This is a genomic window from Cyclonatronum sp., assembly GCF_022565315.1.
Taxonomy (GTDB): domain Bacteria; phylum Bacteroidota; class Rhodothermia; order Balneolales; family Cyclonatronaceae; genus Cyclonatronum.
The window spans coordinates 1-26,018 of record NZ_JAIUMX010000002.1; the positions used below are offsets into that span (position 1 = coordinate 1).

The 26,018-nt window shown below is 54.0% G+C and carries 18 protein-coding genes; 7 read left to right on the forward strand and 11 right to left on the reverse strand.

All coding sequences use genetic code 11. The features are described 5' to 3' along the window. Together LAT75_RS00615 and LAT75_RS00620 are read right to left on the reverse strand one after the other, a co-directional pair. On the reverse strand, nucleotides 1-2,360 hold a 2,360-nt coding region (locus LAT75_RS00615), incomplete at its 3' end, for a hypothetical protein (protein ID WP_291480672.1). A gap of 218 nt (nucleotides 2,361-2,578) precedes the next feature. After that, entirely contained in the window at nucleotides 2,579-2,911 is a 333-nt protein-coding gene (locus LAT75_RS00620) for a hypothetical protein (RefSeq protein WP_291480673.1), read from the reverse strand. Between the two features lie 211 nt (nucleotides 2,912-3,122). On the opposite strand from LAT75_RS00620, the gene LAT75_RS00625 reads away from it, so the two are divergent. The 3 genes from LAT75_RS00625 to arsA all read left to right on the forward strand — a co-directional run bounded on the left by LAT75_RS00625 (nucleotide 3,123) and on the right by arsA (nucleotide 5,998). Continuing rightward, the gene (locus LAT75_RS00625; RefSeq protein WP_291480674.1) at nucleotides 3,123-3,443 is read left to right on the forward strand and encodes a metalloregulator ArsR/SmtB family transcription factor; all 321 of its coding nucleotides are present in this window, start codon (nucleotides 3,123-3,125) and stop codon (nucleotides 3,441-3,443) included. A 119-nt stretch (nucleotides 3,444-3,562) separates the two neighbouring features. After that, nucleotides 3,563-4,171, forward strand: coding sequence for an arsenite efflux transporter metallochaperone ArsD (arsD, locus tag LAT75_RS00630; protein WP_291480675.1), 609 nt, complete (start codon nucleotides 3,563-3,565; stop codon nucleotides 4,169-4,171). A gap of 54 nt (nucleotides 4,172-4,225) precedes the next feature. Further along, on the forward strand, nucleotides 4,226-5,998 hold the full coding sequence (gene arsA / locus LAT75_RS00635; RefSeq protein ID WP_291480676.1) for an arsenical pump-driving ATPase: 1,773 nt from the start codon (nucleotides 4,226-4,228) through the stop codon (nucleotides 5,996-5,998). 417 nt (nucleotides 5,999-6,415) lie between these two features. Here arsA and LAT75_RS00640 read toward each other — a convergent pair whose 3' ends face one another. The 7 genes from LAT75_RS00640 to msrB all read right to left on the reverse strand — a co-directional run bounded on the left by LAT75_RS00640 (nucleotide 6,416) and on the right by msrB (nucleotide 18,591). Next, nucleotides 6,416-11,203: a SusE domain-containing protein gene (locus tag LAT75_RS00640; RefSeq protein ID WP_291480677.1), complete on the reverse strand. Its 4,788-nt coding sequence runs from the start codon at nucleotides 11,201-11,203 to the stop codon at nucleotides 6,416-6,418. 272 nt (nucleotides 11,204-11,475) lie between these two features. Continuing rightward, nucleotides 11,476-13,197 (reverse strand): PQQ-dependent sugar dehydrogenase, encoded by a 1,722-nt coding sequence (locus LAT75_RS00645; protein ID WP_291480678.1) that lies wholly within the window; start codon nucleotides 13,195-13,197, stop codon nucleotides 11,476-11,478. Nucleotides 13,198-13,366: 169 nt separating this feature from the next. After that, on the reverse strand, nucleotides 13,367-15,019 hold the full coding sequence (locus LAT75_RS00650) for a M1 family metallopeptidase (protein WP_291480679.1): 1,653 nt from the start codon (nucleotides 15,017-15,019) through the stop codon (nucleotides 13,367-13,369). 51 nt (nucleotides 15,020-15,070) lie between these two features. Then, entirely contained in the window at nucleotides 15,071-15,520 is a 450-nt protein-coding gene (locus LAT75_RS00655; RefSeq protein ID WP_291480680.1) for a PIN domain-containing protein, read from the reverse strand. 3 nt (nucleotides 15,521-15,523) lie between these two features. Beyond that, nucleotides 15,524-15,784, reverse strand: a complete 261-nt coding sequence (locus tag LAT75_RS00660) for a ribbon-helix-helix domain-containing protein (protein WP_291480681.1) — start codon at nucleotides 15,782-15,784, stop codon at nucleotides 15,524-15,526. Nucleotides 15,785-15,870: 86 nt separating this feature from the next. Continuing rightward, a complete protein-coding gene (locus tag LAT75_RS00665; protein WP_291480682.1) occupies nucleotides 15,871-17,856 on the reverse strand; it encodes a M1 family metallopeptidase in 1,986 nt (661 codons plus the stop codon). Between the two features lie 117 nt (nucleotides 17,857-17,973). Continuing rightward, on the reverse strand, nucleotides 17,974-18,591 hold the full coding sequence (gene msrB, locus LAT75_RS00670) for a peptide-methionine (R)-S-oxide reductase MsrB (RefSeq protein ID WP_291480683.1): 618 nt from the start codon (nucleotides 18,589-18,591) through the stop codon (nucleotides 17,974-17,976). A 195-nt stretch (nucleotides 18,592-18,786) separates the two neighbouring features. On the opposite strand from msrB, the gene LAT75_RS00675 reads away from it, so the two are divergent. From LAT75_RS00675 to LAT75_RS00690, 4 genes are all read left to right on the forward strand, one after another. Continuing rightward, nucleotides 18,787-19,755: a DUF4097 family beta strand repeat-containing protein gene (locus LAT75_RS00675; protein WP_291480684.1), complete on the forward strand. Its 969-nt coding sequence runs from the start codon at nucleotides 18,787-18,789 to the stop codon at nucleotides 19,753-19,755. Between the two features lie 116 nt (nucleotides 19,756-19,871). Beyond that, nucleotides 19,872-21,992: a S9 family peptidase gene (locus LAT75_RS00680; RefSeq protein WP_291480685.1), complete on the forward strand. Its 2,121-nt coding sequence runs from the start codon at nucleotides 19,872-19,874 to the stop codon at nucleotides 21,990-21,992. Nucleotides 21,993-22,162: 170 nt separating this feature from the next. Continuing rightward, the gene (locus LAT75_RS00685) at nucleotides 22,163-22,291 is read left to right on the forward strand and encodes a hypothetical protein (protein WP_291480686.1); all 129 of its coding nucleotides are present in this window, start codon (nucleotides 22,163-22,165) and stop codon (nucleotides 22,289-22,291) included. A 336-nt stretch (nucleotides 22,292-22,627) separates the two neighbouring features. Then, nucleotides 22,628-23,677, forward strand: coding sequence for a BspA family leucine-rich repeat surface protein (locus LAT75_RS00690; RefSeq protein ID WP_291480687.1), 1,050 nt, complete (start codon nucleotides 22,628-22,630; stop codon nucleotides 23,675-23,677). Between the two features lie 138 nt (nucleotides 23,678-23,815). On the opposite strand, the gene LAT75_RS00695 is transcribed toward LAT75_RS00690, so the two are convergent. Then, nucleotides 23,816-25,345, reverse strand: a complete 1,530-nt coding sequence (locus tag LAT75_RS00695; RefSeq protein ID WP_291480688.1) for a hypothetical protein — start codon at nucleotides 25,343-25,345, stop codon at nucleotides 23,816-23,818. 234 nt (nucleotides 25,346-25,579) lie between these two features. Then, nucleotides 25,580-25,999, reverse strand: coding sequence for a hypothetical protein (locus tag LAT75_RS00700; RefSeq protein WP_291480689.1), 420 nt, complete (start codon nucleotides 25,997-25,999; stop codon nucleotides 25,580-25,582). Between the last annotated feature and the right edge of the window lie 19 nt (nucleotides 26,000-26,018).

Consider the following 26,018-nt stretch of genomic DNA (forward strand, 5'->3'; position numbering starts at 1 on the left):
CGGCCAGAGGCAATGGCCTGTGCAAAAAAGCTGATGCTGCTGAGGGTAGCGCTCACTTCGTCGTGCAGATCGGCCGAAATGCGGTTCCGCATCTGATACTCGCGGGTTAATTTTTTTAAGCGAATGGTGAAGCCGATGTAAAACAGGCTGCCAATCGCGCCAAGGTACAGCAGATAAGCCCACCAGCTACGGTGCCAGGGCGGCAAAACGGTAAAAATGAAAGGCTCAGAGGTTGAAATACCACCGAAGGCATTTCGTGCCTGAATTACAAATTCATAGCGGCCTTCAGGCAGGCTTGTAAAATCGCGCTGGGTTTCAGCTGACCACGGGGTCCAGTCGGCATCAAAACCTGCCAGTTTTACCCGGTATTGGTTTGAGCCCATGAACGTATTTGACGACCACAGGAACCGCATCAAACTTTTGGAGAAAGGAAAAACCGGGCGCATCTCCTGCAGCTCACCGCGAAACTGCTGCACCCCGTCGCGAAAGAGGCGGTAAAGCTGTACGTTAAAGGGCCGTGATGCATCAAAATTATGTTGCGGCACATACCGGATTAGGCCTTCTTCCGTGCTGATCCAAAGCTGACCGTTCGGGTCGGTTGTAAGGTAATTCGACTGAAAGCCCGGTACCAGATTCAGCACCCCGGTGTATTCGGCAAGCTGCCCCGACCCGGTTTGCAGCAGCCCGCGGTATCCGCCGGCAGCCCGCCACCAGATATTTCCCTGCGGGTCCTCTGAGGCCCAAAAAAACTGATGCTCTTCACTGCTGAAGAACTCCCCCCATTCAGGAACAGACTCCATTTCACCGGTTTCGGCATTGAAGCGCATCACCCCGTAACCCCAGGTCAAAAATGATGGCTCACCCTGCAGAACTTTTGGGAGCACCCTAACCAGCCGCCGCAGGTTTCGGGCTTCGGTGAAATGTCGCTGAACAAGTGTGAGTGAAGGCTCACCGTTGGCTTCTCCGGTTTCAAACTGATACAGGCCCGCGTTTTCGCTGCCCACCCAAAGCCAGCCGCGCGGATCACGGATCATGTTATTAATGCTTCCGGAAAGTTCCTCGTCAGTAAAAACGGATCGGGTTGTTTCGGGCTGCAGTACACCATTTTCAGTTTTTACCAGTACCAGCCCGGCATCTGTGGCCATTAAAAGCCGGTGCTCATCCCACTCACTCACAGAGTTAACGGCGGTAAAAGAAGGAAATCGGTTCAATTCACCGTTTCGGAGCATAAAAAGATCACCCTGACATCGCAGGTATAACACACCCTGATGCTTTGTGTATCGGTTACAATCGGGCTGCCGGGACACCTCTGTAAAGATTCCTGAAGGTGTCATTTTTTTTATGCCGGATTGAGTGAAAACATAAAACTCTCCCTCAAACATTAGCATACGCTGCACCAACGATTCCAGACCTGAACGCTTGTCAAATATACGCAGCGGAAGGGATGCATCTACCCGCGATATTCCGTTAAGGGTTGCTGCCCAAATACTTCCCCACGTATCCTCATGCAAGCCGTAAACCGTGTTGTGTATCAGTCCCGTTTCTGTATTAATGATGCGCAAAAGCTCAGCCTGCGCACTGAGATGAATAAGGCCGCTCCGCCGCGTAGCCAGCATAACGCTGCCGTCGCCCAGGGTTATCAGGTTGCTGATCTGAACATCCGAAAGAATATCGGAAGGGCTTGTTTGCCAGGATCGCATTTCGAAACCGTCGTACACATAGCAGCTGCCCGGGTCGCAGAACAAATCCAGTTCCTCCAAAGCTGTGTACCCCCGAAATCCCCGCATCTGCTCAATACCCGCCGGATTCCAACTGTGCAGTCCGCCATCTCTGAACTGCATAAATTTGTGTTCCCTGTCGTAAACGATTATTCCCTCACGGGTAAGCGCCATACGTACGAAAAAAGCCGGCGCAGGAAATAACTCAATTTCACCCTCTTCCAATACGATGAGGTAGCGTTCAGCCATAAAAAAAATACGCCCCTCGTGCTCTTCAACTGCCCAAACGGTACCGATGCGCTTATCAGGGCTTATAAGCCCGCTCAGGCTTTCATAACTTCTGAGCCCCGTACTTGGAGGTGCCATTACATCAACCGGCCGAACCATACCGATTTCATTATTACCGCCCAAATAAATATTACCATCAGAAGCATGTTTTACCGAAAACGTGCTGGCATTCGGAATCAGAAAATGAAGCCAGCGCTCACCGTCGTAAATCATCAGCCCCCCCTGATTGGCAACCAGCAGATTTCCATCGGTATCAGATTCAAAGCCCCAATTCTGAATATGCTGCCCGTAAACATCTGTTCCGTAATTCGTGATGAGCGGAAAACCCAGCCGGTCAGCCTCTGATGCCGCCATTACGGCTTTCTGCATATTCCCTAAAAAAATACAGCACAGCAAGCAGACAGAAAGTCTGGTGCAGCGCTGTTTCAATTCCGTTTTTTTTAATCGGATCATTCCCTGCATTTAATCCATTCTAAGCCACTAATTTTCGTGCAATTATGAATTTCATATTACCTGATTTATTCATCACTCAAAAATAATTAATTGGCAGAATCAAGTTACGTGCCCCCTGATTAATCAGGCGGGTTTATGATCTCAATATCGCCGACTTTTGGCCTGTTTGGCTGCGTTCGGCGAAACTGCAGCGTAACGCTCCCCAAAGAGGCACTTCTGCCTGTTTCCGAAAAAGTAGAAGCCGTTCGGACACCGATCCGGTCTGTTCCGAAAGCAATGATTTCAACTGTGGACCTGACTGCTATGCTGGTTCTGTCTCCTGCCGCAAGCCTGCTGCCAGGATTGCCGTCAGGCCGCAATTCCAGCATAAAGCGGCTGCTATTGGTAATGGAGCAGCTGTTGGATGAAATAAAATCACCGCCAACCCGCTGACTGTTTAACTCATCTGACATTTCGATAACCCAATTACTATGTTTGGTTTACACATACCCCGGTATTTCCGGCGCAACTCGGTGTAAAGCTGTTAAGCGAATATAGGAATTCAACTTAACACCTGCCCGGCGAACGCAATCTTTTCAAAGTTAGCCAATCAGTCTTGTTTTATCGTAATATTACGATTACATTAATCTAATCCATTATCACTCTCATTTCTGCTGCTCACCAATGCTCTACGCCGTATCAATTGACGCGCCCGAAACCAAACGCCTTGCTGAAATAGCCAAAGCGCTTGGCCATCCTGCACGGGTAGCCATCCTCAAAATTCTCGCAGCCCGCAACACCTGCTTCTGCGGCGACATCACCGATCTGCTGCCCATGGCACAGTCAACGGTTTCGCAGCACCTCAAAGCCCTTAAACAGGCCGGGCTTATCCGGGGGGAAGTGGAAGGCACGCGTGTGAGCTACTGCCTCAACCCCGACGGCATCCGTGAGCTTCAGCAGCACCTGAGCAGCATCTCCTCCGATTTAAGCCGCGTATGCTGCTGAGCTGTGTTTAGCCCCCCCTCCCGAAAAAAGAATTTGACTTCGTCTTTATTCATCGTATTTTTACGATATACGATAAATACAAACTGAACGCACAACCTCAACACCATCCCCCTCCGAAAATGATGAACGACTCAACAACCCTCCAAACGCTCATTCAGGTATATGATCCGGCCATGTGCTGCAGCACCGGCGTTTGCGGCTCCGATGTAGATGAAGCACTCGTAAATTTCGCTGCCGACGTAAAATGGCTCAAATCGCAGGGCATTGATATACAGCGGTTTAATCTCGGTCAGGAGCCGCTCGCCTTCAAAGAGCAGCCCGAAGTGCTCAGCCGCCTCAAAAATGACGGCGCCTCCATCCTGCCGCTAATTGTGGTGAACGGCAAAATCGTTGCCGAAGGCCGCTACCCAAGCCGGGATGAAATGTCCGCTCTCGCACTGCCACAGCAAGCGGAAATAACACAGCCCGGAAATGAAGCCCCCAACCTCAGCAAACTTCTTGAAGATATCGAGGCAGCCGTTGCGCACGGCACGGAAGCAGATTTGGTAATCGCTTTTGAAGCGGGCGAGTCGGCCGGGCTTACCTCTCAGGATATGGCCAACGCCATGCAGGCCGGCCTCAACAAAGCACAGCGCCGAATTTCAGTTATTGTAAACACAGCCAATCAGCTGCTTGGTGCCGGTAATTCCTCCGGAAGCTGCTGCACCCCCGGCGGCGGTTGCTGCTAACACCCGGCCCGATACCGCTATCCTTCAATCTTTTTCACACCAAATAAAATCAATATGTTACCCAACATAACCCCCTACATTTTTTTCACCGGTAAAGGCGGGGTTGGCAAAACATCGCTCGCAAGTGCCACTGCCGTTAAACTGGCCGACGAAGGGCATCGCGTGCTGCTTATCAGCACCGATCCCGCCTCCAACCTTAAGGATGTGCTCGAAACCGACATCGCAGAGAAGATTACGCCGGTAAACGGCATCCAAAACCTGCACGCCGTAAATATCGACCCTGAAGCGTCAGCTGAAGCCTACCGGCAGCGGGTTATTTCCCCGCTTGAGGACATCCTGCCCGAGTACGACCTGAACCGCATCCGCGAGGAGCTCTCCGGTGCCTGTACTACCGAGATTGCAGCTTTCGACGAATTCGCGCGCTACGTTGCCGGCGACGGCGAGGAGCAGCCCTACGACGTCATCATTTTCGACACCGCCCCCACCGGGCACACCCTGCGCCTGCTCGAACTGCCCGAGGCCTGGAGCAGCTTCATCGAGTCAAACCCCGACGGCGCCTCCTGTATCGGGCCGTCATCAGCGCTCAAAACGAGTCAGGAGCGCTATCAGAAAGTCGTTGACCGCCTCAAAGATAAAGACGCCACCACCATTTACCTCGTAACCCGTCCCGATACCTCCGCCCTGCGCGAAGCCAACCGCTCCGGACTCGAACTCGAAGAAATGGGCCTCGCCAATCAGCTGCTGCTCATCAACGGCTACTTTGAACCGGTTGATGAGTCCGACCCTTTTGCCCGCGAAATGAAAGCCATGGCCGATGAAACCCTGGCGAACATGCCGGCACGCCTTAAAGGCCTGCGGCAGCTCGTGTTTCCGCTCCGGCCGTACAACCTGCTCGGCCTCGGCCGCCTTCGCACCGTTTTTGAGCCGCTCGACAAAGCTGCGATTCTGGCTGATATCGGCGAAACCGCACCGGCTACACACGAAAGCAGCCTGCCCGATGTAGATGCCCTCGTTGATGACCTCACCAACGGAAAAGATGCCGGCCTCATCATGACCATGGGCAAGGGCGGCGTCGGCAAAACCACGCTTGCGGCGGCCATCGCCCTCAAGCTGGCGCAGCGCGGCTACCCGGTGCACCTCACCACAACCGATCCGGCGGCCCACCTGCTCGATCAGATCGGGGATATCACCCTGCCCGAAAACATTTTGGTTGACCGCATCGACCCGCATGCCGAGAAAAAGGCCTACATCGAAAAAGTGCTGAAACAGCGCGGCAAGGGCAAAACCGAGGAAGAACTCAGGCTTCTGCGCGAGGACCTCGAATCGCCCTGTACCGAAGAAGTCGCGGTTTTCCAGGCTTTTTCGAAAGCCATCCATGAAGCCAAGCGCAAATTTGTGGTGATGGATACCGCCCCGACCGGGCACACCCTGCTCCTGCTCGACACTACGGGCAGCTACCACAAGGAAGTGCTGCGCAACACTGGCATGGACGCCTCCCGCCTCAAAACGCCCTACATGTACCTGCAGGATCCCGAATACGCGCGCCTGCTTATTGTAGCCCTACCCGAAACAACCCCGATTTCTGAGGCCGCAAAACTTCAGGCCGACCTCCGCCGCTCCGGCATCGAGCCCTGGGCCTGGATTGCAAATCAGAGCATGTCTGCGGCCGAAGTCACCGATCCGCTGCTACTTCAGCGCGCCGCCGCTGAGCTGCCGCTGCTTGAAAGCATGAAAACCGTGCACGCCAAACGCCTCTACAGCAACCCCTGGATTCCCGGTGCAAACGTGCTCGAAACCATGCTCCGGAAAGGCGAAGAAGTAGCGTAGTTTCTTTTCGGGGGATGGGTTTCCGGCCCGAATCCCGCTCCCAAATATTCAAAACGCCGTTGCGGCCTGTTCGCAGCGGCGTTTTTTTGTAGGGTGATGGGTTCTGGGACCTGAATCCGGGCTCATGTACATCACCAGAAACTTGCCGGTGATCCTTCCTACGGGGCCTGAATGAAGCCTGATATCCCATTTGTGCTTCTCGTTCCGAACTCAGCCGGGTTAACGTCCCCCCCCGGAAATTCGGTGTGATACCCCTGACCCAAGAGGGCCTCACCCCCGATTTCATTTCAGGGCATTGAGCCCTTCACTCAATAAAAAAAGCGCCGAAGGAAAATTCCTCCGGCGCTTTCTTGTGGTGTGGCGGGTGATGCGATTTGTGAGCGCATCACCCTAAAAAACACACAGATGTTGCAGGGGTTACTTCACAAGCATCATCTTATTGACCTGCTGGAAGCTGCCTGCCTGCAGGCGGTACAGGTACACGCCGCTGGAGAAGCGGCTGGCGTCGAAGGTGACGCTGTGCACACCGGCCGGCTGCTGACCGTTTACGAGAACGGCTACGCGCTGCCCCGCAATGTTGAATACTTCGAGGCGCACATCAGCGGCTTCGGGAAGTGCATAGCGGATTTGCGTGGTCGGGTTGAACGGGTTCGGGTAGTTCTGGCTCAGCTCGAACTCAGCCGGTACGCCGTCAATCGGGCCGAGGCTGGTTGTCGGGTTGAGGAAGGCCACGTCGCCCGTATCGAGTACGGCAAGCAGGCCGAAACTTTCGCCCTGTGATGCATCGAGGAAACCGCTTGCAAGTAGAACCGCTGAGCGGCCGCCGAACATTGAAAGGTCGGCTTCGAAGCTGAACACGGTGGTTTGGGTACCGGCAAGGTTTACATCGAGGGTGTAGGCATCAGCCGGCACTTCGATAAAGAACTCGGTAACATCGGTGTAGGCGAGGTTATCGGCCAGTACGGCGATGTCGCGGGCTACCACATCAACGGCAGGCGCATCGGTTACGCCGTGGTAGATGAGGAACTCGAAGGAGGTGCTGCTGTCAGCGCCTTCAATGGCACCCTGAATTACATCAAGGGTGAAGGCGGTGCTTACGCCGTTCGGGTTCGGGTCGAACGCCGCCGGGTCGAGCACACCCTGTGCAATCACGTAGTACGATTCGCCGCCGTCGAGTTCAACTTCCGCTTCGAATACGGCATCTTCGAGGTCTGCACCGGCAGCGGTGAGGCTCACAGTAAACTCCGTGGGCGCATCGAAGAACGCAGTTGCGCCGCGGAACGGCACGTCGCCGAAGAGCAGCTCGCCGTCAACATACACATCAACCAGGGCAAGGGCCGGGTCGGCTGCGTTGTGGATGATCTGAACGCGCGGGGCGATGGTTGGCTCTTCCAGCTCGAACAGGAAGAACGGGAAAAGCTGCGCTTCTTCGTTAAAGCGGCCAAGTACACCTGAGAGGTTGAAAACGGCCGGCGGTACCGGGCTGCCATCAAACTCAGACTCACCGCGGTCAATGCGGATGTCGTACAGGTTGCCTTCGGCATCAATAGCCTGAACCGTTAAACCGCTGCCGCCCGGAATCGGCTCAGTCGGCCACTGACTCGGGTCAACCAGCGAAACTTCCTGAATGGTTACCCGGCGGCCCTGATCCGCGCCGTCGAACAGCCACTGGCTCTGGTAGTCGGTAATCGGGTTTGCCTCGGGAAGCGGGTTGTCTTCAGAAAGAACGTCGAATTCCAAGGGCTGAATCAGGATTTCCTGGAAACGGTCAGCCATGAAGCCGATAAGTTCAACTTCCTGACCTGCGGCGAACGGGGTATCAGTGTTACCGCCGCCGAAGCCGGGCCAGCGGACTTTCATCCCGCCGTCTTCATCCTGCATGTAAAACTCAGCCGCGTTGAAACCGAAATCGGGAGTTGTAACAATACCGGTTGTGCGCACCACAGTACCAAGAGGAAGCTCGCGGGCTTCATTCAGGGTGGCATCAATGGGGATATCAACAAACAGAGTCCGGCTTTCATTGGCAAGGCGGGTGAGTTCTTCGTTTTCAGCTTGTACGGTCCATTCAATGATAACACTACCTCCCGGCTCGAAACCAAGCGAAAGCAACACCTCGTATGCATCGCCGCTTGTAATCGAAAGGGTTGTAGCGGTGCCGTCTTCATCAGAAGGCAGAGCAAGTACGGGATCGTCAAAACCTTCGCCGGGTACGGTACCAAGCCAAGTGTAGGTCTGCGCGTTTTCGCTCGCTTCCCATTCCACAACGATGAGTTCAGGGTCGTTTTCGAAAACAAAAAGCTGCGTATTATTCGGCGGACTTAAGAGATTAAACGCTCCGGGTACCGGCAGTTCGGTTGCACGCTCAAGGGTAATGGCAAACGGGCTGTTTGCGAGGCGGCTGTCGTCGCCGGCTTCGGCACGCACAGTCCACTGCAGGTTAGCTACGCCGCCTTCCTCTATACCAAGGTCAGCAAGAATGCCGTCGAGGGCAGCTACAGTTACCGTAAGCGTTGTAGCAGTACCGTCATTATCAGCAGGAACAGCGAGCAGCGGCTCTGCAAAATCACCACCGGCTAAAACAGCAAGCCAGGTGTAGCTTTCAGCACCTTCGGCGGTTTCCCACTCGATAACGACTTCGGTTTCGTCGTCACCAGATGTTACAAGCGCAGTACCATCAGCAGGAGCGAGGAGGTCGAAACCTGCAATTGCGGCTTCAGACGGGCTGAAATCGGCCAGATTTCGGGCTGCAATATTCAGACCAGCATTGTTTTCCTGAACGATGGATACGATATCCCATTCACCGGCAGGAATTTCGGATCCTGTGATATCTGATCCGCCGAATACATTACGATGGCGCCCGGTAAAGCCTTCAATACTTGGATCGGTAATCGGCGTTATTGAGCCACCGCCGCCGAAATTCTGACCTGCGTTTTCGAAAGAAACATTTCGAACTACAATCAGAAGTGCCTGGTCATCAAATGAAAGATCAGCAAGCGTTCGCTCTGCAGGCTCCACAACATTACCTGAAGATACCGGTGCACCATAATCCACAAATGGGGTCAGTCTTAACTGTCCCTGGAAAATTGCAAGTGTTCCGTGCAACAGGTTAACATTATCACCGGCCTCATACACGGTTGAGATAATACCGGGCTGATCATCAATCTGAATACCAAAGCCGGAGGCGTCCTGGAAAAACTTTGTGTTCCGGAAGCTGTCAGCCGCAGTGAAGGTTGCTTCACCAGCAACGGCATAGATAGTGCTGCCGGTTTCTGAACTGCGAAGGGCTTCAATATCAGCTACTACCACAGGAGCAACAAGGCTGATGTTCCACTGCTGCTCAGCAAGACGGGTAATCTCATCAGCTGAAGCTTCAACGGTCCACACCAGGTTCGCTACTGCGCCCTGATCGATGTCGAGTGAAGCAAGCACATCAAAAATTGCACCGCTCGTGAGGCTCAGTGTCGTTGCACTGCCATCGTTATCAGCAGGAATCGAAAGCAGCGGCTCATCGAAGCTGCCGCCTGCTACAGTTGCAAGCCAGGAGTAAGAAGTTGCGTTTTCAGAAGCTTCCCATTCGATCACAACTGCATCATCAGAACCTTCAAAAACCGGCAGGCGTGTATTGTTTGGCGGGCTCAGCAGGCTGAAAGTTCCAAGCTCAGGGTCTTCATCATCATCGGAAGGGCTAAAATCGGCCAGGCTGCGGGCCGCGATATTCAGACCAGCATTGTTTTCCTGTACAATTGATACTAAATCCCATTCACCGGCCGGGATTGGTGAACCGGTAATGTCAGAATCACCAAAAACGTTACGATGCCGGCCGGTAAAGCCCTCTATACTCGGGTCTGTAATCGTAGTGATGGATCCACCTCCTCCAAAATCCTGCCCTACGTTTTCAAAAGCTACATTTCGTACCACAATCAGCCGTGCCTGATCGTCGAATGAAAGCTCACCCAGAGTGCGCTCAAGCGGCTCAATTACATTTCCTGATGTAACGGGCGCACCAAAATCAACAAACGGGGTCAGGCGAAGCTGCCCCTGAAAAATACCAAGCGTACCATGCAGAAGATTTACGTTATCGCCAATGTCGTATGTCGTTGAAATGATACCCGGCTGATCATCAATTTGAATTCCGAATCCGGAGGCATCCTGGAAAAACTTGGTGTTCCGGAAGGCATCGCCGCCAATGAAGGTAGCCTCAGAAGCTACTGCATAAACCGTACTACCTGTGGCAGCACCGCGAAGTGCTTCAATGTCAGTAAGGATTGCGGGTGCAACCAGACTGATTGACCACTGCTGAGTGGCAAGCCGTGTTTCTTCACCATCGGATGCGCGCACCGTCCAAACGAGATTGGCAACAGTACCCTGATCGATATCAAGGGAGGCCAAAACATCAAAAATAGCGCCAGATGTAAGGGAAAGCGTAGTTGCAGTTCCGTCGTTATCTGCCGGTAATTCAAGAAGTGGGGTATCGAAGTTTCCGCCGGCAGCAACAGCAAGCCAGGTGTAGGAGGTTGCGTCTTCTGCTGCCTCCCATTCGATAGTTACGGCATCAGATGAACCCTCAAATACGGGTAGGCGTGTGTTGTTTGGGGGGGAAAGAAGCGAAAATGCCCCAATCGGATTTGGTTCGCCGCCGTTATCATCATCAAGCCTGAATAAGCTAAGGTTTTGTCCAAAAGCGGTTGCATAAGCCACAAAGCGTGGTGAGCTCGGATTGTAACGCAACGTTCTGGTGGTGATCGCAGCGTTAGTTACCACAAACTCACCATCCGTAAAGTTGATATCCCAGCGCTGGTTATCGGAAGTCACTTCCTCAACAACCTGAATGTTGTTGGAACTTCCGGTGTAGGAAACAAAACGCTGAGTTGCTTCACTAAAAATGGTCCATGAATCACCATCGGCCTGAATAAGCCATACATCGGCAATGTTCGGATTCTGCAGAACACCATCGACCGGCGATACTGCGGTTTCCGGCAAAAGCGTACCCGTATGGGCGCTGTTCATGGCAAACTCTCCCGGTGCATTGGTTACAACGTAGTAACCGTCTTCAAGCTCAGTAATACCAGTTAGCTGCGTAAATGCGCCCGAACCGGTGTACTGTGCCTGAACCTGAATGGCAAAACCCATAAAAAAGAAGGGAATCAGCCATAGAAAAGACTTGGAGAATCGCTTCCCTAAGTTTTCAGTAACATGATTAATCATAGTTCTTTTATTTGTTGTGAGATGACTTAAACACGGACACGGTGACCGTGCGGATTGCAAGAATGATTCAAACCTGAAAATACCACCGCACTATTACGTGAGTATAAAGGCGGTTTAGCTAATTACTTTGGCAACAAAACGATAACGTATGGAGCGGATGATTAAAGAGGGCTGATATTCTAATATTGCAATTTACGAAATTAGAACTATTCCTGAAGCCCTACTTTATTCTGAATCAAATAGTTAGAATGCATTGCTTCCGGCAGATATTATTACTTGACAAGGGTCATTTTATGCGTAAGAACCAAATCATCGGATTGCAGCCTTACAAAATAAAGACCGCTTGCAAAACTACTGCCATCGAAGCGCACCTGGTGTCGGCCTGACTGCACAGAACCATTCACCAGTGTCGAAACCAGCCGCCCCATCGAATCAAATATTTGAAGCCTTACCTCGGCTGTTTCCGGCAAATCGAAAGTGATGTTAGTGACCGGATTAAAAGGATTCGGATAATTCTGATGCAGCACAATTTCCCGCGGCACTTCCGGCGCAGGTGCGGTACTCACCGGGCTCTCCACAAAAAACGGAATAGCTTCGCTCCAGGCAGCTTCCCCGGCTTCATTTACCGGCCGCACCCGTGCCCATACATTCAGGCCGCTTTCTTCAAGGGTGATGGCAACTGAGCCTGATTCAGACTCACCCGATACCAAAAGCTCCCCGAAACCGGCTGATGAGCTGATTTCGTACTGATAAAAATCCGCACCGGCGATATCCTCCCAAACGAGCTCAAAGGCTGGCTGAACCGTAGCATCTGCCATCGGCTCGGTAATGGCCGTTGCCTCAGGCGTAGTCACAATCCGGAAGATGCGTCCGTTGCTGTAACCCAGAATAAACAGCTCGCCGTCGTTATCCTCCGCAAAAGATGAAATATTTAGCGGAAGATTGATCAGCTCCGTGTTGGAAATGGCTTCGAAGCTTTCCTCATTAAACTCAAGCGCCCAAACGCGGCCTGATATGAAATCACCAAAAATATACCGGCCGTAGAGCGACGGGTTCTTCACCCCGCGGTACACAAATCCGCCCGTAACCGAGCGGTCGCCGTTATCGTGATTGTACTCAAAAACCGGCAGTTCAAGACCGTCAGTATTGCAGTTACTGCCCGGCGGGAAGCAATTGGAGCCCTCAAGAATATTCCACCCGTAATTCTTACCGTTCTCAATAATGTGGATGGCTTCCCATGCATTCTGACCCACATCGCCCGTCCACAACACGCCTGATTCCCGGTCAAAAGAAAAGCGCCAGGGATTTCTCAGCCCCCATGCAAATATTTCAGGCATCCCGCCGGCATCCGCAAACGGATTATCAGTGGGGATGGCGTACTCGGCCGCTTCTATGCTAACATCGATCCGGAGCATTGCACCGAGCAGATTGTTTGTGTTTTGCGCATTGTTCTGCGGATCGCCCCCGCTGCCGCCATCGCCTGAGGCGATATAAAGATAGCCGTCAGGCCCGAAAGAAATATCCCCGCCGTTGTGATTGGCAAAAGGCTGCCCGAATATGAGCAGCTGCTCTTCACTTCCTAAATCAGGTATTCCGTTTTCATTTGTCACAAAGCGCGAAATGACCGTGCGCAACGGACTTGCGATCGTGTAGTTTACATAAAAACGCCTGTTTTGCTCAAACTCCGGGTCAAAAGCTAACCCCAGCAAACCGCGCTCTCCCCCGGAAATAAGCTGAGAAGTAAGATCAAGCCAGGGCGTAATTACCGCGCTGCTGCCGGAGCGGTCAATCCGGAAAATGATCCCGCTTTGTGAAACCGCAAATAAATCATTTGTTCCGGGCGCAGACTCTAAACCCAAAATACCGGAAACACTTACCCCCGGAAAGGCATCAGTTACAATCAGATTGGCGTCCTGCGCCGTAAGCGGCCTGAAAACTCCCAAACAAAAGAGGAGAAGAAAAACGGTCGTTTGATACCTCATTCTGAAAATCATAATTCCCTCAGCTGTATATTAATTTTGTACTAAAAAGCAAAACCGCGGCAAATAGTTCATCATATTGTTATCCGAATATTAATGATGGCTAGTCACCACGGTTTCACTACTTCCGTACGATACCATAACACACGAAACAGACGGACTGACTAACCTTGAAAATATTTTTTTAATCAAACATAGCTGCCTGCAGGTACCAGCTGCCCGGATCTATGACCGGTCTCATCGCTGAAGTAACAGTGAGCCAGTCGCCGCTAATTGGCACCACCTTTAGCCCCTCAGAAGTCCAGATCTGCACCGGCAGACTTCCCTCAACACCGGAAATCCTCAGCCGCCAGGTATGCCGGTCGTTTTCTGACTGCTCCGTTTCAAAGCGCGGCAGCCCTGTTTCGTAGAGATAAATCCGGAACAGGCTGCTGAGATCGTGAGCCGTAAACTGCTGCAAATGCGCCTCAACTGAAGCAGTATCGGTGTAGCCGAACCGGTTTTCTTCCACAAACGAACGCATGGCCACAAAAAAACTTTCGCGGCCTAACACGTGCATAAGGGTGTGCATAAACCATGCGCCTTTGTAGTACACATCATGATTGTACACTTCCGCTGAGGTCATATCAGTGCCCGGAATTATCGGCTGATGGTTCCGGATGAAGCGCACGTACTCCTCAATTTTATCGTAGTAAACTTCCGGGCTGTAGAAATCCCACAAAAAGAGCGCGTCCGTAAAAGTGGTGATGCCCTCATGAATCCAGAAATCAGCCCAGTCGCGAACGGTTACGGCATTACCCCACCACTCATGACCCATTTCGTGCAGGAGCAGCCAATCGTAGGGCCGGTCGTCTATAATAGTGTACTCAAAATTATTCCCGTAAGCGTTGATGGTCTGATGCTCCATGCCGAGATAGGGCGTGTGAACCAACCCGAATTTTTCAGAGGCGAAGGCGTATTCCCCGTAATATTCGCGAAGCTGCTCAAGCTTTTGCAGCGTCATTTCGAGCAGCTGAGGCCCTTCATGCGCATGCTGCTCAAGCACATAGAACACCACCGGCATTTCCGCACCGGTTTCAGTGAGGTAGGTCGTACTGACCTCCTCAAAAACCCCCATCGTTACGTTAATATTGTAGTTGTGGATGGGGTAGCGGGTCATCCACACGAAGCGGTGCCGGTTTTCATCTACGGCTTCGGTTTGTTCAAGCAATCCGTTGGATGCCACGAAATAGGGTTTGGGGACGGTGATATCAATGCGGACACTGTCGGCGCGGCTCGTCGGGTGATCCTTAGCCGGCAGCCAGACTTTCGCCCCTTCCAGCTGACACGAAACCGAAACCCAGTGCCGGCGCTCACTGTCGCGCGCCCAAGTAAAACCGCCCTGCCACGGCGGCCGTACCGCAACCGGCGGTGCCCCCGCATAGCTGATTTCGAGCGGCATCACCCTTCCCTCTGCAAGCAGCTGCGGCAAATTTACAATCAGTTTGTGGTTTTCATGGGTGAAGGGGAGTTCCGAGCCGGCATAGCTCACCGAGCTTACCTCAAAATGGTTTACCAGATCGAACTCTACCTGCATCACCCCCTCTTTCAGTGCAAAAACATGTGCCGTTACTGCTCCTGAGATTTCCTGTTCATCCGGATGGATTTCCAGTCGGATGTCATAAAAGGTTACGTCAAACCCCTGCTGCAGCGGCGACAGCGGTCCGCCGCTCGACCAGCCCTGAGCCAGCAACAGGCCGGGCTGCAGCACGAGGACCAGCATCAGTAAAAAAGCCTGGCCGCAAAACAGCTGCGGCAGCGTCCGGCTAAGGTTTTTGGTAACGCCCGGCTGTTTCATAATGGCTCAGAAAAAGGGTGAAAGGGAGGTTCGGAGTTCAGCGGCAATTCCTTAGCTGTTTAGTACATTATGAAGATACTGCCCGTCGGGCATGCGGTAAATATTGAAATCGTTATCGATGGTTAGCACGTTGGTTACATTCATGCGGTCAGCAGCAATCATCAGACTGATGTCTGCCAGATCGGGCCGGATGCTGCTGTACTTCTCCATGTATGCCTTGATTTCCGGAACGTGACCGGCATTGAGTTCAAAGATCTGAACCCCGTTCCGTTCAACCCAGGTGAGCAGGTCGAGCTGCGCTTTGATATTAAAATCAAGCATGTGCATGGCTTCGGTAAGTACCGGCCAGGTGGTTATGAGCCTGCCCCGGAAGGTTTTGATGTACCGAAGTACGGGCTCGTGCCAGTCGTCATCCCGGTCGAAGAGGGCTATGAAGGGCCCTGCATCGGCCAGGATGTATCGTAACGGGATGATATTCGAAGGCCCTTTTTTGGGTGCCATCGCTTAGTAGGATATGGGTTTGTTGTGCTTGCGGGCGAGCTTATCACGAAGCTTTGCCTTGTAGCTTACGGAGTTGCCGCCCGTGCCGCTGCCGTAGTTTCCGAAAAGCGGCTCGCCAACAATGAAAGGCTCGCTGAGGTTTTCTTCCTGCTCTACGTAGGCCATCAGGGCTTCTTTGATGATGGCGGAGCGGCTGCAGTTTTTGGCTTCAGCGAGGCTGTCGAGCTTTTGCTCGAGCTCTTTGGGCAGGCGTACTGACGTCATGACATTTGGAGTTTGGTTTGCAGATTCCGGCTTGTGCCGGTTTGTACTACATAATGTATTACTTTTTCTCCGGTTTTTCAAGTTTTTTATCTGATGTCGTAAACCATATTATTGCGGTCTATGTCAGGGAAGTGCCGGTCTGGGTCAATTTCTACACGCAGGATGTCGGTGTAGGGCGCCCTGTATTCGGCGTTTCTCGTGCCGGTGAGCCAGTGTTCGTGTGAGATGCGGGCATCGTTTACTTCGCCGTTTGCACGGGTGATGCGCAGCAGCACAGGCATGGGCACGTTGCCGTAATCCCTAATCCGTATTACGCTTTCGCCGTCTTCGATGTGCAGCCCGGCAATGCCCTGATTGAGCGTCCAGGTTTCGTAGTACCAGGACCGCCAGAACCAGCCGAGGTCCATGCCGCTCACGCGTTCAAAGGTACGGAACATATCCCAGGGGTACATTTGCTTAAAGGCCCATTCCTGCACTATAGTTCGGTACGCTTCCCAAAATAAATCTTCGCCGATTACCCCGCGAAGTGCAACCAGCACGGAAGCCGGTTTGGGGTAAGAAGCAATGCCGTACGCCTGCTGCGAGTAGTGAAAATCAGACCAGCGCATCAGCTCGCCTTCCCGGTTGTTGCGCGCAAAACTGATATAGCTTTGCTGAGTGCCGGCATGCTTATCCACTTCGGGGAAACGGTTGTGACGGGCTTCGTCCGTAGCAAACACGGTGTTGCCTTCGTCAATCCAGGTGTAGATGCGCTCGTTGGTGCTCACAATCATGGGGAACCACATGTGCGCGAGTTCGTGCGCGGTTACGCTGTAGAGCGCCATCGCACCCCGCTGATTATAATCGCCCATGAGGGTCATCATCGGGTATTCCATTCCGCCGCCGATTATGGTCGAGCCTTCAACGGAGGTCATGTGCGGCCAGGGATACGGGAAGCCGGTCATTTCCGATAAAAAGCTGATGGCATGCGCGTTGTATTCCGCCATCTCGGTCCACAGCGGGGCGAGCTCGCGGTAGAAGGCGTTCATGAGCGAGTAGTTGGTCTGCCCGTCGCCGGTGAGGTCACCAACGGGCGTGCGGCGTGCATCCCAGAATGATTTGCGGGTCGCACTGAAGGCCACATCCCGCACCCGCTCACTTTCGAAATGCCATGTGAGCATGCCGTTTTCACTTTCAGCAGTTGCGTTGCGGCCGAAATCTTCTGCGGTGATTACATGAATTACTTCATCACTTTCTTTAGCCGCCAGATAGCGCTCCAGCACATGGGGTGCGAGCGTTTCATCAGGATTGAGGAAATCCCCGGTCGCCATCACAACCCAGTCATCGGGCATGGTTATGGCCAGGCGGTAATCCGCGAATCCGTGATAGAACTCAGCGTTTCCTCTAAAGGGCTCGGTGAACCAGCCGTACACATCATCATATACGCTGAACTGCGGGTACCAGTAACCCAGGAAGAAGAGGTCGTCAGCCCAGCCGTTTCTGCCGGATGCACCCCGGCGCGGAATTTCCGCCGTCCATTCGATTTCGACCTCCACCTCACCCCCCGACGGCAGGCCCTCAGCCAGATAAATGATCAGCTGCGTGCCCTGCACCACATAGGCCGGAAAACGGTTCTGACCTTCGGTAAGCCTGCGCCCGTTCACGGTAACAGCCTGAATCTGCTTTCCGCCGGTGATGTCCTGCGTGCGGGCCCTCACAACGCCTTTGCGGTGCACGTTCAGCGCCAGCTCCATGTGGAGGCGCCCGAGCTCATCCGGCGACTGATTAAAGTAGGTGGCCCGCATCTGCCCTTCCAGTTTTTTGGTTACCGGATTAAGGGTTGCCTCGATGTCGTAGCTTGCATACTGCTGCCAGAAGTGCTCGCCCGGTGCGCCGGTTTCGGTGCGGGTGCCGGCCTCGATGGCTGCGAGATATTCACCGGGGATGTCGATAGGATACGGTATCGGGCGGGTGTCGTGCAGCAGCATCAGGTTTTGAGTCCGCTGCTCTTTGGTTGTTTTTTCGGAGGATGAACACGCCCAGGCCACGAGCAGCGCTGTGAGCATTAACAGCGCCGGATAAATTTTGATCATAGTAAAATTAACTTCGGGTAGTAAGGTTAGATTGATTCAGCAAACAACCAAAATAATAGCTGCCTGAACGACCTGCTGTAAAATTTAAACCGCACGTGAAGTCTTTAGCCTGCTTTTTTATTCTGCGGCTATTTGCTGAGGCACAAATATCATGGCTGCAGAATTCATGCAGTAGCGCAGGCCGGTCGGTTCGGGTCCGTCTTCAAATACGTGGCCCAGGTGCGAGTCGCAGCGGGCGCAAATCACCTCGGTGCGAACCATAAACAGGGAACGGTCTTCACGGTAGTCGGTGCTGATTTTCGCCAGGGGCTCCCAAAAGCTGGGCCAGCCGGTGCGGGAGTCGTACTTCACTTCCGATGAAAATAACGGATGATGACATCCACGGCAGTAATAAATGCCTTCCCGGGTCTCGCTGTTGTATTCGTTGCGCCAGGGCAGCTCAGTGCCCTCATTGCGCAGGATGCGGTACTCGCCCCGGGTGAGCAGCTCCCGCCACTCCCGCTCCGTGCGCTCCACGCGGTCAATCACAGAGCGGTCCGTCAGCTGCCTGAAGGCGGCGATTTCCTCCGCACTCAGCGGCTCGACCTGCAAGTGCGGTCTTTCCTGTGCGGCTTCCTCCGCAAACGCCAGTTCAGCCGGCACCGGCACTTCTTCAGGGCCGGAAGCACATCCCCCGAAAAACAACAAAAAAATACCGGCAATGAATGCCACAGTAAGCGGGTAAAATGATTTCATACTTTGGTTGATTTTGGTTTTTTGATGATGAACCCAAAACCGGCAGGCAGTCATAATGGTTCAGACCAGATATCACTGAAAAGCATTTGCCTCAATTTATTGCTGCTCATACACTAACATTTTGCTCAGGAGGTTCGTAAAATGCCGGTCAGCTACACCCTTAGAAAATCAGACATTTAATTAATGTACAAAGTGATGCATACCAAATTTACGATACTTGTTGCAGGCATTCTGCTGCTGCTCATGCCTGCCCTGCTGCCGCTAACGGCCCAGCCCGATAATGTGTACCGCACCGAAACCTTCCGCACCGGAAACGCTCCGTCTCTCTCGGCCGCAACTTCGGGCGGTAACGTCACCATCGAGCGGCACGACCGCGATGAAGTGGTGATACACGTAATTGCACGACGGGCAGGCCGGTACCTGAGCCCCGGCGACGACCTCTCGCAATACGCCGACCTTACCATCGAACAGAACGGTGATGAAATTTCCGTTAGCGCACGGAGCAGAAACCGCTCCGGTTTCAGCCTGTTTGGCAGCTCAGGCGGGAACGTGAGCGTTTCCTACCATATCATGGCGCCGGCCGGGAGTTCGGCCGAGGCTACGACCTCCGGGGGTAACATCAGCCTGAGGGGTCTCAACGGCACGCAGAACCTCCGCACCAGCGGCGGCAACGTGAGCCTTGCAGACGCTTCGGGCAGCCTTCGCGCCAGTACCAGCGGCGGCAACATTGAAGCAAGAGGCGTAAGCGGTGAGCTTGACGCGAGCACCTCCGGCGGCCGCATCACCCTCAGCAACAGCAGCGGCAACCTGCGCGTACGCACCTCCGGCGGCAACATCAGCATCCGCGATTCGAACGGCACCATCAGCGCAAGCACCTCGGGCGGTAACATCACCGCTTCGATTGCGGAGCCGGGCGAGTCCGTGAATCTGACTACCAGCGGCGGCAACGTGAGCCTGAACCTGCCGGCTTCGCTCACCGCAACCGACAGTCCGGGGCTCACCCTCAACCTGCGCGGTAGCAGCGCAAGCATGCAGGGTACCCTACGCGGCGAAATGCAGAACAGCGATATCAGCCGGAACCGCATCAGCGGCAGATTCGGGGCCGGGGCTTCCGAAATCACCCTGCGTACATCCGGCGGGCGCACAACCCTTACCTTTGAATAGGCCGGCAAAGCTGCCGTAAAGCGGGGCGCCATCCCCCGAAAATTGCCTATCTTGGGGAATACGACTTGTTTCGTGTTCCCCTTTTTTTATTTCCAAAACCTTCAAATCTGACCTGTATGAACGCTCTTTTACCAAGCGGCAAGCCTCTGCGCTGCACCCGCATTTCGTTGTTTAGGGTGATGGGCAACGCCCTCGCCCTCATTTTGTTCACAGCCCTGTTTACCGGCCTCAGTGCCCCGAACAGCGCCGCACAATCCGGCGGACTCACCCCGGAGCTCATGATGGAGATCGGCCGCCTCGGAAATCCCGTCGTTTCGCCCGACGGACGCACCGTGCTGTTCACCATCACCTATATGTCGGTTGACGAAAATTCGTCGTCCACTCATATCTACCGACGCGATATCGGTTCAGAAATCATCATGCAGCTCACAACCGGCGCTTCGGCTTCATCGCCGGTCTGGCACCCTTCGGGTGAGCGCATCGGCTTCATGCGCGGCGGTCAGCTCCATGAAATGGACCCCGACGGCACCTACCTCGGTCAGGTCACCGACTTCGAAGGCGGCGTGATGTTCGCGCAGTACAGCCCCGACGGCCGGCACCTCTCCTTCGTGCGGAACGTGCGCGTTGACCCGAACAGCCTCGATCTCTACCCGGAATATCCGCTGGCCGAGGTGCGCATCATCGATAACCTCATGTACCGGCACTGGGATACCTGGCACGACGGCACCTACCGTCACCTGCACATCGCCCCCTATGCCGCGGGGCAGCTCACCGGCCCGGCCGTAAACATTATGGAAGGCCAGCCTTACGACACCCCGCTCAAGCCGTTTGGCGGTTCCTCCCAGATTGCCTGGCACCCTTCCGGCACCATGATTGCCTACACCTCCAAAAAAATGGACCGCACCGAATACGCATACAGCACGAACTCTGACATCTATCTGTACGACCTTGCTACCGGTGAAACCCGCAACCTCACAGCCCCGAACCCCGGCTACGATTTTTACCCGGCCTTCAGCCCGGACGGCAGCAGCATGATCTGGAATCAGATGGTGACGCCCCTGTACGAGAGCGACCGCTACCGCCTCATGGAGCTGCACCTGGAAACCGGCAACACCCGCGAACTCAGCACCGGCTTCGACGGCAACATGAATGCTGCCCGATACAGCCGCGACGGCAGCCGGATCTTCATCACGAGCGGAACCGAAGCTACGGTACAGATTTTCGAGCTCAACATGCTGGCGCGCTCCATGTATCCGCCGGTACGGCAGCTCACCGAAGGCGTACACGATGTAACCGGCTTCGAAGAAGGCCTTGATGCCGGCGGCCGCTCCGTGCTGGTTGCCGGGGTGATGTCGATGTCCTCGCCGGTTGAGCTTTACCTGGTTGGTGCCGAAAACGGCGAAATGAGCCGCTTCACCCATATTAATGATGAGCTGATGGGAAGCCTCACCCTGGGCGAAGTCACCCAGCGCTGGGTCGAAACCACCGACGGCAAGCAGATGCTTGTGTGGGTGATCCTGCCGCCGGATTTCGACGAAACACAGCAGTACCCGGCCCTGCTCTACGCGCAGGGGGGTCCGCAGGGCACGGTATCTCAATTCTTCTCCTACCGCTGGAATTTCCAGGTGATGGCCGGAGCCGGCTATGTGGTCGTTGCGCCCAACCGCCGCGGGCTCCCTTCTTTCGGCGAGGAGTGGAACCGGCAAATCAGCGGCGACTGGGGCGGACAGGCCATGCAGGATTTGTTCAGCGCCATCGACAATGTGAAGGAAGAAGCCTGGGTAGATGAAAACCGGCTCGGTGCTATTGGGGCGAGCTTCGGCGGCTACTCCGTATTCTGGATGGCCGGCAACCACGAAGGCCGCTTCAGCGCCTTCATCTCGCATGCCGGCGTGTTCCACCTTGAGGCCATGTATGGCACAACCGAGGAAATGTTCTTCGTACACTTCGACCTCGACGGCTCTTACTGGGATGATCCGCGGCCGGTCAGCTACGATCAGCACTCGCCCCATCTGTACGTGCGCAACTGGGATACCCCCATCCTCATTATTCACGGGGAAAAAGATTACCGCGTGCCGGTAACCGAGAGCTTTCAGGCCTTTACCGTTGCACAGCGCATGGGCATCGACAGCCGCATGGTGCTTTTCCCCAACGAAAACCACTGGATTCTGAGCCCGCAAAACAGCCTGCTCTGGCATCGCGAGTTTTACGGCTGGCTCGATAAATACCTCAAATAAATCTGCTTAAGCGAACCGGCCGGATGCTGACGGCTCCGGCCGGCAAGGTTTTTACTGCGGCGGATTGCAGTTGCTTTGGAAATCTGAGATTTCTCTTTATTTCAGTTTATCGAAAATATTTCCGTATCATAATGAAACACAACTACCTGTCCAGACGCCATCAGCGACCTATGAAAGAATCCTACGAAAAACCCCGTATTACCGCTACCGACTTCGACGCTGACAACTCAGTTGTCCTGATGTCGCCTGCCGGGCCGCTCATCCTGCCCCCGCCTCCGCCGCCCCCGCCGCCGATGTAAATCCCGCCTTTTCTTTATTTGGACCTTTTTCAAAGCCCCGAAGCCCCGCTTCGGGGCTTTTTTAGTTTAGATTTACGGCATAAAAACCAACTCCATTTTTTTTGTAAAAATAAAATTATAAATACGTATTTTAAAAATAGCTATATCAGACGATCTTCCACTGCATAGGTCAGGATTAAAGAGCATATGAAACTTAACTTTTCGTGTCCGGTTTTCGGCCAAGCAGCTGGCTGCAATAATCAGCAAGTGCCCTGCGCACTTCCGAGTCTGTTCCGGCATCTTAACTTCAAACAGCCGGCCTTAACTAACCAACCGCCACTAACATAATTTTTACTTATGATTTACAAAGAACTATCCTACCAAACCAACCTTAGGCTGAACAATTACCACCGTGCTCTTGTGCTTCATGCAATCGGTTTCGCATTAATCTTTTTTTCGGTGCTTTTTCCCGCGCAGTCTGCTTACGCTGATTCTGACTTTTACCTGGCAGAGAACGGCATTACCGTGATGTGTCCGGATGCTTCTTTCGGAGATTCCGGAGTTGTAACCATAAACGGAACCGACATCACCTTTACGAAACGCGACCGCGAAGATATTACGCCGGAAAATGCTGCTACAAGCTGTACGAGCGGGGTAACATCAATGTCCGGCATCTTTCTGAACGCATGGGAGTTTAATGAAGACATCAGCACCTGGGATACAAGCAGTGTTACAAACATGAGCAGGCTGTTTGACAACGCCTACGACTTCAATCAGGATATCTCAGCCTGGGATGTAAGCAATGTGATACAAATGAATTTCATGTTCAGAAATGCTTTTTCTTTCAATCAGGATATTTCCGGTTGGGATGTAGGTAATGTTTTCGGGATGTGGGAAATGTTTCGTTCTGCCATCGCTTTCAACCAGGATATCGGCAACTGGGATGTAAGCACGGTCACTAACATGAACGGGATGTTTCGTTCTGCCATGGATTTCAGCCAGGATCTGTCCGGATGGTGTGTTGAATTCATTTTATCCATGCCGCCTTTTTTTAGTTCAAACAGCGGCCTCATTTTAGGGCAGTTCCCTGTGTGGGGCACCTGTCCTGAGCCGGTAAGCATTCCGGCCGCAACCGAGCTGGCGCAGCAGGTTACGCTCAGCCAGAATTACCCGAACCCCTTTAACCCCACCACCGTTATCAGCTATGAGCTCAGCGAACCATCAAGTGTTTCCGTACAAGTGTACGATCTTAAAGGGCAGCTCATCAGCGTACTTTTCAACGGGCAGCAAAACGCCGGCGAACACCAGCTCAGTTTTGATGCCGGCAGCCTCAGCAGCGGTGTTTACCTCTACCGGCTGCAGGCCGGCAGCACCGTACTCACCCGGAAAATGATGCTCGTAAAATAGCCCGCACCCCTTTTCCAACCTTGCAAAACAGGCCCCAAAGCTAAGCTCCGGGGCCTGTTCTGTTTATGACTGCTTTTGGTTTTAGGGGGATGCGCTCAGAGCCCGGAAGCCACTCTCCCGGCAATGTGCGGGTTCCGTTTAGTCTGCCCGAAGGGCGGCTGATGCCGGTGGCGTAACCCTGGCAACTTCCAGCAGCGGCAAATCCGTGAGGATGCCGCTGAGCGGGCTGAAGGCACTGTAGCCGCCCGGCGTATCGCGGGCGCTGCTACCCCAGTGTATGCCGGCTATCGCAACGGGGTTGGGTACATCCGGGTGGTTCTCTTGCGGCAGACGCACAAATACCGGCGATCCGCTTGTACCGCCGCCATCGGTGGAGTATCGGGCCCGGTTCTGGCACTGCAGGATGAAGCCGTGACTGCTGCGCCGGCTGTCGTAGCAGGTGCGCGTTACAGGGCCGGAACCCCATCCCGAATTGCCGCCGACCTTGTGGACTTCCATGCCCTGAATGAGGCTGGTCTCCAGACCCACCACGGTAAAAACCGGATCATCAGTATCGATGATGAGGGAGCCGTTGCTCATCCAGTCGGTGCTCTCAACGGTGGTTTTGGCGATGTTTTCGGGCAGGCGGGGTACTTCGGCGTTCAACTGCACAAGGGCGGCATCACTCCATTTGCAGGGCCAGCAGTCGTCGTTCATTTCCACGCAGGCTTCCATAGTCGGGTCGCCGCCGTCGAGTTCGATGCCGATTTCGTCATCGTCATTATTTCGGGCACCCTGCCAGTAGATGGTGCTGCCGGTACGGTGCGGCAGTACCGAACAGTGCGCATTGGTGACCATCACCTCGCGTTCACCGGCCGTGCCGAAAAAGCCCATGGTGCAGAGGCTTGAACTCCCGAAACGGATGCGCAGCCCGCCAACCAGCGGCCGCTGACGCGCCTGAATGCTGCCGGATAAATCCGAAGCATCTTCGCCATCATCCGACAGCCCGATACCTGCACCGGCAACGGCTGCCGTGCGGAAAGCTGGTTCGTGAGCATCATCCCACTCCCCGTCCTCGAGGTCCGGCTGATCGGCAAAAATGACGAGCGCCGTTTCAGGTATGCCGAGCGTTTCGGAGGCAAACTGCCGCAACTGCCCGATACTGCCCGCGTGGAAATGCCGCGCATCGACGCCAAGCATCACCCGGTTTTCCGCTTCGTCAATAAAACTGCTGATCACGTGCGGAAACCGCCTGCTGCCCAGCACCCGTGCGGTAACTGTTTCACGCCAGGCAGCCAGTTCACGGAAGGTGAAATCAGCCGTAACAGCCTGAATTGCAGCACCACCTGACCTTTGCGCTAAATCAGCTGTACGAAGCAGGCCGGAACGCATCTCGTGCCTTACAGCAGCATCGAGTTCTGCGGAGGCCTGTATGTCGTTTCCGGCTACTGCGAGTGTGAGCAAGCCATCATCGCTGATGTAGATGCCGGCAAATTGCGGGTCGGCTTCGCTCAGCCGGTGCTGAAGCTGCTCGGCAGGTCGCTTTACCTGCCCCCGGATCGCTTCAAAACCGGCAGGGTTACCGGGCGCGGGCCGGCAGTCAGCCTGCGGAGGCGGTGGCGGCTCCTCCTCCGGCGGTACAACTTCCGTTTCAGGCCCGGTTGTATCACAGGCGTAAAGGAATAGCAAGACCAACAGAATTAAGCACCATCTTTGGCAGTTACCGGCCGGAAGAACATCTGAATTCATCATCCTTAAATACCTTATGTAAGAAAAATTAATAGACGGGGTCAGGCCAGGAAACACATCCCCCCTACCCTAAAAAAAAAGCTGCGGGGAGCAGGGTATACCCGACTCACCCGCAGCTTTTGCTGTATGAGAGAAGCTGTGCGGATGCTTCTCTCCGAGGTCAACAGCTATGGATCATGGTCTGAGCGTGAGGGCGAACTCCCGGTAGTTATTGGCTGGAAGCACCTCACCGGTGGTATCGCCCATAAGGCGAAGCACTACCACAGGGCGCGCACTTGTTACGTTTTCCGCAATAGCCTCGATCCGGATGGTTGCGAAACTGCTGTTCGCAGGGATCACGGTTGTGAAAGAGGCGATCTGGAAATGCTCACCAAGCACAGCACTGCTGTTTTCGGTATCAATTTCGAACTGTACCTGAATGTCGGTATCCTGATGCGGCCCGATAAGCTGCACAGTTGCGTCGTAGGTAGTTCCGTTACTCATGCGCTGCGTATCCGAAACGGGGTTGAACTCAACCTGCAGCGGACCGCTGTAAATCACTTTGTTATCCGGGAAGCAGCCTGAGAGCATCAGCAGCATAAGGGCTGCTGCCATTAGAAATAGGTTTAATCTT